An 11,349-nucleotide genomic window follows, 5' to 3' on the forward strand; every position below is an offset into this window, starting at 1 on the left:
GTAGTGTCCACAGTTGACGTTTGTCATTGCCAAGCCTCCTTGATCCTTGTGAAGACGCAGCATATCTGCGGGGTGTGTTCTCCAGCGTCAGAGGATTTCTAGCAATCGAGCGCCTAAAGAGATGCCTGGAGTCAGATAAAACCAGTGCTCGCAAACCACGCTGACACAACAACCCATAGGCTGCGATGAAATCGTAGACTGGGTGCGAACCCCAGCACCGCCATGCATGATCATGCTGGGATTTCATCCCAGCCTACGGGTTGCGGCCTACGGGCGGTGTGGAGCGGTGGAGCCGCGCACGACCAGATCCGCCGACAACACGCGCTTGCGCGGCGGCACCGCAGGATCGTTGAGCAATTCGATCAGCATGGTGGTGGCTTCCCGCCCCAGCGCATTCTTCGGCTGCGCAATGGTGGTCAATGCCGGCAACGTATAGCGCGCAAAGCGAATGTCGTCGAAGCCGACCACCGAGACATCCTCCGGCACGCGCAAGCCATGCGAACTCAATGCGCGCATGGCGCCAATGGCCATCTCGTCGTTGGAGCAGAACACCGCACTGAATGCTTGTCCGCGCGAAAGCAGCAACTCGATGGCGCGTTCGCCGGCTTCGATCGAAAAGTCGCCGATCGCACTCAGCACGGGATTGATCGCGATACCCGCGCGCTGCAAGGCGCGCTGATAGCCCAGCTCGCGATCCACGCAGATCGGGCTGGTCGGTGGTCCGGCAATAAAGGCGATGTCGCGATGTCCTAGCGTCACCAGATAGTCGACGGCCGTGGCTGCCGCCGCGACGTTGTCGACGTAGACGCTGCAGATCTGGCTGTCTTTCACGTATTCGCATGCGTTGACCACCGGCAGCCGCCCTTGAATGGGAATCGCCGGCACGCGCGGAGACATGGTGATGATGCCGTCGGCCTGGCGCGCAGCCACCATATCGGCGTACGCCTGCTCGCGTACGAGGCTGCTTTGCGTTTCACCAAGTAGCACCGAATAGCCGCTTTCGTGCGCGACCTGTTCGATGCCGCGGATCACCTCGGAGAAAAACGGATTGGCAATGTCCGGCAGCAACGCCACGATCAATCGCGTGCGCGCGGTGCGCAAGTTGCGCGCCTGCGCGTTGGGAGTATAGCCGAGCCGCTTGACCACTTCGTGGATGTGCTGGCGCGTGGCTTCGCTGACGACTTCGGGCCGCTGCAAGGCGCGCGATACGGTCGCGACGGATACGTTCGCGGCGGCGGCGATCTCCTTGACCGTCTTGCCACGGGCAGGCTGCGTCCCCGCGCCCGAGTCGCCTTTGCCGCGCTGCCGCTTACGCTTGGATCCGTCCCCACTCACTCGCTCAACCCCTCTCATCGCCTTTGCATTCAGGACGATACCACTCGCCTTTCGACCCGCGCTTGCACCAGCGGCCTGGCTCGTCTTTGTGCAGCGCAATGTAATGGATTACATAAAACCGTTGCAACAGCGTACACGCATCTGTTACATGTTTCGGCCAGTTATTTGGCGTTTCTTTTCGTGGCAAGCCACGCCGCTTCCGCTTCGACAGGGAAGCACATAGCGCAAGAAATGTAATCGAATACATTTCTTCAGCAGTGCGGCACGGGGAGGGGAAATGGCGTTACCAGGATCATTGGGCAGCCCGTGGACATTAGGTGCGATGCAAGCACGTTTCTTCCGCTTGGCATCAAAGGTGGGGCGAAGGTTTGCTATGAAGCCGTCATTCCAGCGAAAGCTGGAATCCAGTGCCTTGCCCCTAAAGCACAGTCGCTGGACCCCAGCTTTCGCTGAGGTGACGAGTCCGGGACTCTTTGCCAGTTCCAGAGAAACTGCCCTATGAAGAAACTCGGCATGGGCCTGGTCGGCCCCGGTTTTATTGCCGCCCATCACATCGATGCCGTACGCCGGCTGGGCGATGTAGAGATCATCGGGATAGCAGGCTCCAGCCTCGACTCGGCAAAAAAACGCGCACGCGATTTGGGCGTTGCGCGCGCTTATGCAAATTACCAAGAGCTGCTCGCCGATCCGGCCGTGCACGTGGTGCACAACACCACTCCCAACCATCTGCACAAGGAAATTTCGCTGGCGGCGCTGCACGCCGGCAAGCATGTGATTTCCGATAAACCACTCGCCAGCAGCGTGCAGGAAAGCCGCGAACTGTTCGACGCCGCACGCAACGCCCATGTCGCCAACGTCGTCACCTTCAACTATCGCGGGCATGCGCTGGTGCAGCAGGCGCGCGCCATGGTCGCCAAAGGCAAGCTCGGTGCGCCGGTGCTGGTGCATGGTTGCTATCTGCAGGATTGGTTGACCGACGAGCGCACCTATACCTGGCGCCTCGATCCCAAACTGGGTGGCGCCAGTTCCGCGCTGGGCGATATCGGCTCGCACTGGTGCGATCTTGCCGAGCACGTCACGGGTGCGCGAATCACTGCCGTCTTGGCGGATCTGCATACGGCCGTGCCGGTGCGCCAGGCATCAGCCGCTTCCGCCAAGGCCTTCGCCAACCAGACCAAGTCCACCCAGCGGCGCAAAGTCACCATCACCAGCGAAGATCTTGCCAGCGTGCTGTTGCGCTTCGACAACGGCGCGCGCGGCAGCCTGCTTGTTGGGCAGGTGCTGCCCGGCCACAAGAACGATCTGCGCCTGGAAATCAATGGCCGGCTCGCTTCACTCGCGTGGCGACAGGAACAACCCAATGAACTGTGGATTGGCCATCACGCACAGGCCAACACGCTGCTCACCCGAGACCCCGCACTGCTCGATGCATCCGCGCGGCCTTATGCGCATCTGCCTGCCGGGCATCCCGAAGCGTGGGCCGATGCATTCCGCAATCTCATCGCCGATGCCTATGCGTGGATACGCCAAGGCGGCAAGCCGGAGAGCAAACCTGCGGCGTTGCCGAGCTTTGCCGATGGCTACCGCAACAGCCTGGTGATCGACGCCATGCTGCGCAGCCATGCCGCCGGTGGGATCTGGCAGAACGTTGAAGAACCTCGCGCACCAACCTCATCGAAAAAGGGGAAACGTGGATGAAATGGCGCCTTCGCTTGATGATGCTGTTCGAATACGCGATCTGGGGCGCGTGGTACGTCACGGTTGGCACATGGCTGGGTCGAACCTTGCATTTCAACGGTGAACAGATTGGCGCAGTCGCCGGCACCACGGCCATCGGCGCGATGATCTCGCCGCTGTTCGTCGGCCTGCTGGCCGATCGCCTGTTCGATACGCGCCGCGTGCTGGCAGTGCTGCACATCATCGGTGCCGCGTTGCTTGCCATCGCTGCCAAGCAAAGCGCATTCCCGGTGCTGTATACGGTCCTGCTTATCTACAGCCTCTGCTACATGCCGACGTTGGCGTTGACCACGTCGCTCGCCATGCGGCACATCGATGATCCCCGCGAAGAATTCGGCGCCATTCGCGTATTCGGCACCATTGGCTGGATCGTGGTGGGCTTGATCGTCGGCGCATGGGGCGTGGAAGCCACGGCATCGCCGCTGTATCTGGCCGCTGCACTGTCGCTGGTGATGGCGTGTTATTGCCTCACGCTGCCGGCAACGCCGCCATTGGCACGCCACCAGCGCTTCGAATTGCGCCACGTATTTCCCTTTGAATCGCTGCAACTGCTGCGCGGGCGTTCGATGGCGGTGTTCGCACTCGCCTCGTTCCTGATCTGCATTCCGCTGCAGTTCTACTACGCGTTCACCAACCTGTTTCTCAACGAAGTCGGCGTGGTCAACGCAGCCGGCAAGATGACCGGCGGGCAGATGTCGGAGCTGTTCTGCATGCTGCTTATCCCCTGGTTCTTCCGGCATCTCGGCGTGAAATACATGCTCGCCGTCGGCATGCTGGCCTGGGTGTTGCGCTACGCGATGTTCGCCTTCGGCGCGCCCGGCGATCTGATGTGGATGTTGTGGATCGGCATCGTGCTGCATGGCATCTGCTTCGACTTCTTCTTCGTGGTCGGCCAGATCTACATCGACCGCGAAGCACCGCCTGCCTTGCGCGCGGCAACACAGGGCCTGATCACCTTCCTCACCTACGGCCTGGGCATGTTCGTCGGCTCATGGGTTTCCGGTGCGGTGGTAGATGCCCACACCACGGTGAGCGCGCATGACTGGCGCCCGATCTGGTTGATGGCCGGCACCTGCGCTGCGTTCGTGCTGGTGCTGTTCGTGCTGATGTTCAAGGACCGCAAAAGCAGCGTCGGCAGTGCGGCTACGGTCGCCCACTGACGTTGCATCCCCACCGCCCCAGAGAACCCCCTATGACGATGACTCGCAGGCAGTTCCTATCCACCTCTCTCCTTTGCGGTACGGCCGCGTGGCTTGCCGGTAGCACGTCCGGCAAGCTCCTGGCTGCTGGAACGCAAGGCAAGGCGCTCGGCATCCAGCTCTACATGGTGCTGCAGGCGTACCAAAGCGATCCGATGGGTACGCTCAAAACGCTCAAGTCGATCGGCTACAGCGAGATCGAAGCGATCGTGACCAGCACCGCGCCATCGCTGCGCGATCAATTGAAGGAAGCCGGCCTCGCCTGCCCCAGCCTGCATTTCGACAGCCTTGGCATCGAGCCCGGCCTTGAAGCCGCGCACGTGCTCGGCACGCAATATTTCGTCAGCAGCATGCTCCCGGCTTTCATGCAGAAGATGGATGGCAAGAGCAAAGGTGAGCCAACCTATTCGCTCGATGAAGCCAAGCGCACCGCGGCGTTCGCCAACCAGATCGGCGAAAAAGCCAAGCAAGCCGGCTTGCAGTACGCCTATCACAATCACTATCGCGAATTTACCGACGTCGGCGGGGGCCAGACGTTCTACGACGTGCTGCTCAAGGAAACCGATCACGACCTGGTGAAGTTCGAACTCGACTGCGGCTGGGTGCACGTCGGCGGCAAGAATCCCGTGGATATCTTCAAGGCGAATCCCGGCCGCATTCCGCTGATGCACGCCAAGGATTTCCTGCCCACGCATGCGGCCAACGAACACCCGGGCGCCGAACTCGGGCGCGGCACGCTCGACTACAAGCCGATTCTCGCGGCAGCCAACCAGGCTGGACTCAAGCACTGCTTCGTCGAGCAGGAAGGTCCGTATACCCGCATGAACCAGCTCGATGCCGCGCGCGTCGACTACGCCTATCTGCGTCCGCTGCGCTGACCGGCGCGGCCCCGAGCGAGAAAGGGAAGCACATGGATAACAACACGTATGACGCGATCGTCGTCGGCACCGGCGTCAGCGGTGGCTGGGCCGCGAAGGAACTGACCGAGAAAGGCCTCAAGACCTTGGTGCTGGAACGTGGCCCGATGGTCAAACACGGCGACTATCCCACAGCGATGAAAGCACCGTGGGAACTGCCCTACGCGGATCAGCCCACGCGCGAAGACATTGCACGCCACCCGATCCACACGCGTCCGTCGTTCTACGGCATCAAGCAATCGACCAAGCACTGGTTTGTCGACGACATCGACAACCCGTATGAGGAAACCAAGCCGTTCGACTGGTTTCGCGGTTATCACGTCGGCGGCCGTTCACTGATGTGGGGACGGCAGAGCTACCGCTTCAGCGAGATGGATTTTGAAGCGAATGGCAAGGAAGGTATCGGTGTCGACTGGCCGATCCGCTACGCCGACCTGGCGCCGTGGTACGACTACGTGGAGGCATTCATCGGCGTCAGCGGCTCCATCGAACATCTGCCGCAGTTGCCGGATGGGCAATTCCTGCCGCCGATGGAACTCACCTGCGTCGAGAAGGATTTCCGCGACAAGCTTTCCGACAAGTTCGGCCGCAAGCTGATCATCGGCCGCACTGCCAACTTATCCGCACCACTGAAGCACGACAAAAGCCCGCAGCGCGCACCGTGCCAGTACCGCAACCTGTGCATGCGCGGCTGCCCGTTCGGCGCTTACTTCAGCAGCAATTCCTCCACTCTTCCCGCGGCGGAGAAAACCGGCAACATGACGCTGGTGCCCAATGCGGTCGTGCACGAACTGATCTACGACAATACCAAGGGCAAAGCGACCGGCGTGCGCGTGCTGGATGCCGAAACCGGCCATCAGACCGATTACTTCGCACGCGTGATTTTTCTTTGCGCCTCCACCTTCGGCACCGCGCAAATCCTGCTCAACTCCACCTCCAGCCGCTTCCCCACCGGCTTCGGCAACGACAGCGGCGAAGTGGGCCACAACATCATGGATCACATCTTCGGCAGCGGCGCGCGCGCATTGGCCGACGGTTATGAGGATCGCTACTACAGCGGCCGCCGGCCCAACGGCTTCTACATCCCGCGCTACCGCAACGTCGGCAAGGACAAGCGCAGATATCTGCGCGGCTTTGGTTACCAGGGCGGCGCCAGCCGCGACGACTGGACACGGCTGGTGGACACGCCGGCGATCGGCGACGAACTCAAGCGTGCCGCCGAAACACCCGGCCCCTGGATGGTGTCGATGATGGGCTTCGGCGAGATGCTGCCCTCTCATCGCAACCACGTCACGCTGGATCGCCACCGCAAAGACAAGTACGGCCTGCCGCTGCTGAACTTCGATGCCGCGCACCAGGAAAACGAAATCATGATGAAGAAGGAGATCATCAGCGACGCGATGGAGATGCTCAGCGCCGCCGGCTATCGCGACGTGCATTCGTTCGAGATTCCCGCCAACGTCGGCGCCGGCATCCATGAAATGGGCACCGCGCGCATGGGCCGCGATCCGAAGACCTCCGTGCTCAACGCTCACAACCAGATGCATGCGTGCAAGAACGTGTTCATCACGGATGGCTCCTGCATGGCGTCATCCGCCTGCCAGAACCCGTCGCTCACCTACATGGCGCTGACCGCCCGCGCAGCCAGCCATGCGGTGGATGAACTCAAGCGCGGCAATATCTGAGGAGAAGCATGATGAACCGTCGCGAATGGTTGAAATGCATGTCCATGCTGGCCGCCGGCGCCGTTGCGGCACCGTCGCTGCTGGCGGTGTTCGACGTACACGCCGCCGCGCAAAGCAGCAACGCGGGCATACCCTTCTTCAGCAAGCCGCAAAACGATCTGATGACCGCTGTCGTCGACATCATCATTCCGCGCTCCGATACGCCGGGCGCGGTGGATGCAGGCGTGCCGCGCTTTATCGACCTGATGTTCAGGGACGTCTATACCAAGGAAGAACAGCAGAACTACGTGCACGCGCTCGCTGCCTTTGAAGAAAAGAGCGGCAAGGCGTTTTTGCAGCTGGATGCCGTGCAGCGCAAGGCGCTGGTTGCCAAGCTCCATCACGAAGCGCTCGCCCAGAGCAAGGAGATCGATCCCGTTTCGGCGCCCGCTTTTGTGCTCACGACCAAGAAGCTGACCATGCTTGGGTACTTCATGTCACAGCCCGGATGCACACAGGTGCTGCAATACGTGGCGGTGCCGGGTGCGTACCATGCCGATATTCCGCTGTCGCAGGCGGGGAATGGCCGGGCGTGGGCGGTGGAGACGGAATTGACGATATGACGCAACGCTCGTCATTCCGGCGAAGGCCGGAATCCAGTTTAAAAATGATGTGCGGAGCACACGACATACAATTTATGTGTGCTTCGCACGACGTATTTAAACTGGATTCCGGCCTTCGCCGGAATGACGAGCTTCAGATTTCTGGCGATCGAAGCATCCACTTAGCGCACACACCAGGCCATCACGCATGAAAACACTCAAGGGCCCAGGCATTTTCCTCGCCCAGTACGCCGGCAATGCACCGCCATTCAACACGCTCCCCGACATCGCGCGCTGGGCCGCATCGCTTGGCTTTGTTGGCGTGCAGATTCCCTCAAACGACCAACGCCTGTTCGATCTCGAACAAGCGGCAGCGAGCAAAACGTACTGCGATGACGTCGCCGGCATGCTGGCCGAACACGGACTCGCCGTCACCGAGTTATCCACCCATCTGCAAGGCCAACTGGTGGCCTCGCATCCCGCTTACGACCGCCAGTTCGATGGCTTCGCACCGCCTGCGCTGCGCGGGAACATACAAGCGCGCCAAGCTTGGGCCGTTGAGCAACTCAAGTTGGCGGCGAAAGCCAGCCGGCATTTCGGGTTGTCCGCGCACGCAACGTTTTCCGGTGCACTGGCATGGCACTTGTTCTACCCGTGGCCGCAACGTCCCGCCGGCTTGATCGATGAAGCCTTTGCCGAGCTGGGCAAACGCTGGCGCCCGATCCTGGATGCGTTCGACGAAGCGGGCGTGGACGTCTGCTACGAATTGCATCCCGGTGAAGATCTGCACGACGGCGTGACCTTCGAGCGTTTTCTCGATGCCGTCGATCATCATCCGCGCGCCAATATCCTGTACGACCCCAGCCACATGGTGCTGCAGCAGTTGGACTACCTTGCCTTCATCGACATCTACCACGAGCGCATCCGCGCGTTTCACGTGAAAGATGCCGAGTTCCGTCCGAACGGACGCGCCGGCGTTTATGGCGGTTATCAAAACTGGATCGATCGTCCCGGGCGTTTCCGCTCGCTCGGCGATGGCCAGATCGATTTCCGCGCTGTCTTCAGCAAGTTCGCGCAATACGATTATCCCGGCTGGGCCGTGCTCGAATGGGAGTGCTGCCTGAAAGATCCCCAGCAAGGCGCCAAGGAAGGCGCAGCTTTTATCCGCGACCACATCATCAAGGCGACCGATCGCGCGTTCGACGATTTCGCCGCCACCGGTGCCGACCACACTTTCAACCGCCAATTGCTGGGGCTCGAATAGACCATGTCCGCTGATCCGCAAGGCATTACCCGCCGCGAGGCGCTTGGCCGCATGGTGACGGCGGCAGCGTTCGGCGCCACCGCAGCACTCGCGCCGGCCGAACGCGTATTCGCCGCGAACGAGAAAGCGGCTGCCGGCCGGCTCAAGCAATCGCTGAGCCGTTGGACCTCCAAGGCACCGCTCCCCGAGCTGTGCAAGCGCCTCAAGGCCATCGGTTTCGTCGCCATCGATCTGCTGTATGCGGACGAATGGGCGACGGTCAACGATAGCGGGCTCAAAGTATCCATGGGCTATCCCGCCCGCCGCGATGACTTCATCGCGATGGGCTTCAACGACCCGGCCAATCACGCGACGTTGTTGAAAGAGCTGGAGACGACCATCCCGCTCGCCAAGCAAGCGGGCGTGATGAACGTGATCACCATGTTCGGCAATCGCAGACCGGGCATCGACGACAGCCAGGCGATCGACAATTGTGTCGCAGGCCTGTCGAAAATCGCACCGCTTGCCGCCGAGAACGGCATCACGCTGTGCGTGGAGCTGCTGAACAGCAAGGTCGATCATCACGGCTACCAAGGCGATCACACCGCCTTCGGCGTCGCGGTGATGAAAGGCATCAACTCGCCCAACGTCAAACTGCTCTACGACATCTATCACATGCAGATCATGGAAGGCGACGTGATCCGCACGATCCGCGACAACATCCAGTGGATCGGCCACTTCCATACCGGCGGGGTGCCGGGTCGCCACGAGATCGACAGTACACAGGAACTCAACTACCACGCGATCGCCAAGGCGATCGCGGACCTGAATTTCCAGGGCTACATCGCGCACGAATTCATGCCGGCGCAAGCCGATCCGTTCGCTTCGTTCGCTGAGGCATTCAAGACATGCACGGTTTGATTCTTTCCACGAGGCACTCATGAAACAGCGAATCGCGCCTATTCCTACTCTGCTCATGCTCGCTGCCATCGGCCCATCGTCAGCTTTGGCGCAGACTGCCACGCAAACGCCCGAAGCCACCGAGCAATGGCAGCCGGTGCCGAAGATCATCACGCCCGGCAAGCAAGACAGCGCGCCGCCTTCCGATGCCATCGTGCTGTTTAATGGACACGATCTCAGCCAATGGGAAACATCCAAGGATCATTCACCCGCGCGCTGGAAAGTCCACGACGGCGTGGTCACGGTGGACAAGCCCAGCGGCAACATCCAGACCAAACAGACATTCAGGAACTACCAGCTGCATCTGGAATGGTTCGTGCCCACCAACATTACCGGCGAAGGCCAGAAACGCGGCAACAGCGGCGTGTTCCTGGCCTCGACCGGGCCCGGCGATGAAGGCTATGAAATCCAGGTGCTGGATTCCTTCAACAACAAAACCTACGTCAACGGACAAGCCGCCAGCATTTACAAGCAGACGCCTCCGCTGGTGAATGCGATGCGTCCACCGGGCCAGTGGCAAACCTACGATATCGTCTGGACGGCACCCGTGTTTGCCGCGGATGGCGCGCTCAAATCACCGGCGTTTGTCACGGTATTCCACAACGGTGTGCTCGTGCAGAACCACACCGGGCTTACCGGCGAGACGTTCTATATCGGCAAGCCGAAGTACAAGCCCTACGATACGGCACCGATCAAGCTGCAGGCACACGGTGATCCCTCGCCGCCGATCAGCTTTCGCAATATCTGGGTGCGTCCGCTGGATTGACCGACCACGCCAGTCCTATTGGAACAAGCTCCACGCCAGCGTCAGTGAAAATGCAGCAAGCACCACTGACGCGCAGCGCTGCATGCCTTCGGCACTGATCCACACCAGGCGGCCACGACCGAGGGCTGCGCCAAATGCGATCCAGGCGAGCCCGATCGGCAGCACGAGGCTCAAGAAAATACTCATGGCCATCACATAATCAGCGACGTGCACAAATGCTGTGGACGGAAAGATCGTGCCAGCGAACAGGATGGCCTTGGGGTTGAGCAGCGTGGCGACAAACAAGGTGTACGGACCAATCGTCACTGGCGACCTGGCTTCAATCGCCAGGGTCGTGCGCCACATACGCAGCGCGAGATAAGCCACATAGAGACAACTGGCCATCCGCACCAGCGATGGCAACCAGGCCAATGTGTGCACCGCGTGCGCCAGAAAGCCGTCCCACGCCGAAATCGCCACCCCATAACCCGCCACTTCGGCACCCGCAAGTCGCGCTGCGCGACGCATGCCTTGCCGCAACCCCGCCGCGGCAAGCAGCGTGTTGGTGGGACCGGGCGTGATCAGCACGATGACGACACCCAGCACGAACCATATGGTGGCCGATGTAGTGAACATGGCAAGTAAAAAGGTGGACTCCGGGCGGATAGCCATCGGCCAATTTAAGCATGCTTTTTTGCAGTTGCCGACATGCAACAACCGCTCCCATGGCGTCGATGCGCGGACCCCAAGAACGTTCCGGTCGTCACAGAACCAACACCCGTCACTCCAGCTTTCGCTCATTGCTATCCGGGGAAATTCGCTGCGCTCCAGGCAAACATCTGCAACTCAACCGAAGCCCCTTTTTTCCCAGCAAATTCAAAGCTAGCGACTCGTCGCCCCGGCGAACGCCGGGGTCCAGTGCCTTTGAGTATCCGCAAGTCGCTAGG

10 protein-coding genes are annotated in these 11,349 nt (G+C 60.9%); 8 read left to right on the plus strand and 2 right to left on the minus strand.

Annotation, left to right across the window (positions count from 1 at the left end; translation table 11 throughout):
* Positions 1-267: 267 nt before the first annotated feature.
* Positions 268-1,335 carry a LacI family DNA-binding transcriptional regulator gene (locus tag VJR68_RS19975; protein ID WP_324150489.1) on the minus strand — a complete coding sequence of 356 codons (1,068 nt, stop codon included), beginning with the start codon at positions 1,333-1,335 and terminating at the stop codon, positions 268-270.
* 498 nt (positions 1,336-1,833) lie between these two features.
* Here VJR68_RS19975 and VJR68_RS19980 point away from each other — a divergent pair, with 498 nt between their 5' ends.
* The 8 genes from VJR68_RS19980 to VJR68_RS20015 all read left to right on the plus strand — a co-directional run bounded on the left by VJR68_RS19980 (position 1,834) and on the right by VJR68_RS20015 (position 10,423).
* Complete coding sequence (locus VJR68_RS19980; protein ID WP_324150491.1) at positions 1,834-3,033, plus strand: Gfo/Idh/MocA family oxidoreductase; 1,200 nt, start codon at positions 1,834-1,836, stop codon at positions 3,031-3,033.
* The gene (locus VJR68_RS19985; protein WP_324150492.1) at positions 3,030-4,232 is read left to right on the plus strand and encodes a nucleoside permease; all 1,203 of its coding nucleotides are present in this window, start codon (positions 3,030-3,032) and stop codon (positions 4,230-4,232) included. The genes VJR68_RS19980 and VJR68_RS19985 overlap by 4 nt, the downstream gene beginning before the upstream one ends.
* A gap of 32 nt (positions 4,233-4,264) precedes the next feature.
* Positions 4,265-5,149: a sugar phosphate isomerase/epimerase gene (locus VJR68_RS19990; RefSeq protein WP_324150494.1), complete on the plus strand. Its 885-nt coding sequence runs from the start codon at positions 4,265-4,267 to the stop codon at positions 5,147-5,149.
* A 32-nt stretch (positions 5,150-5,181) separates the two neighbouring features.
* The gene (locus tag VJR68_RS19995; protein ID WP_324150496.1) at positions 5,182-6,873 is read left to right on the plus strand and encodes a GMC family oxidoreductase; all 1,692 of its coding nucleotides are present in this window, start codon (positions 5,182-5,184) and stop codon (positions 6,871-6,873) included.
* 11 nt (positions 6,874-6,884) lie between these two features.
* Positions 6,885-7,475 (plus strand): gluconate 2-dehydrogenase subunit 3 family protein, encoded by a 591-nt coding sequence (locus VJR68_RS20000; RefSeq protein ID WP_324150497.1) that lies wholly within the window; start codon positions 6,885-6,887, stop codon positions 7,473-7,475.
* Positions 7,476-7,662: 187 nt separating this feature from the next.
* Positions 7,663-8,718, plus strand: coding sequence for a sugar phosphate isomerase/epimerase (locus VJR68_RS20005; protein ID WP_324150499.1), 1,056 nt, complete (start codon positions 7,663-7,665; stop codon positions 8,716-8,718).
* A gap of 3 nt (positions 8,719-8,721) precedes the next feature.
* Positions 8,722-9,618, plus strand: a complete 897-nt coding sequence (locus VJR68_RS20010; protein ID WP_324150501.1) for a hydroxypyruvate isomerase family protein — start codon at positions 8,722-8,724, stop codon at positions 9,616-9,618.
* 19 nt (positions 9,619-9,637) lie between these two features.
* Positions 9,638-10,423, plus strand: a complete 786-nt coding sequence (locus tag VJR68_RS20015; protein WP_324150502.1) for a DUF1080 domain-containing protein — start codon at positions 9,638-9,640, stop codon at positions 10,421-10,423.
* 15 nt (positions 10,424-10,438) lie between these two features.
* Here the strand turns inward: VJR68_RS20015 and VJR68_RS20020 are convergent, their stop codons facing one another.
* Complete coding sequence (locus VJR68_RS20020) at positions 10,439-11,203, minus strand: LysE family translocator (RefSeq protein ID WP_324150504.1); 765 nt, start codon at positions 11,201-11,203, stop codon at positions 10,439-10,441.
* Positions 11,204-11,349: the final 146 nt, after the last annotated feature.

Origin of the sequence: Dyella sp., from assembly GCF_035277725.1 — a bacterium.
Taxonomy (GTDB): domain Bacteria; phylum Pseudomonadota; class Gammaproteobacteria; order Xanthomonadales; family Rhodanobacteraceae; genus Dyella_B.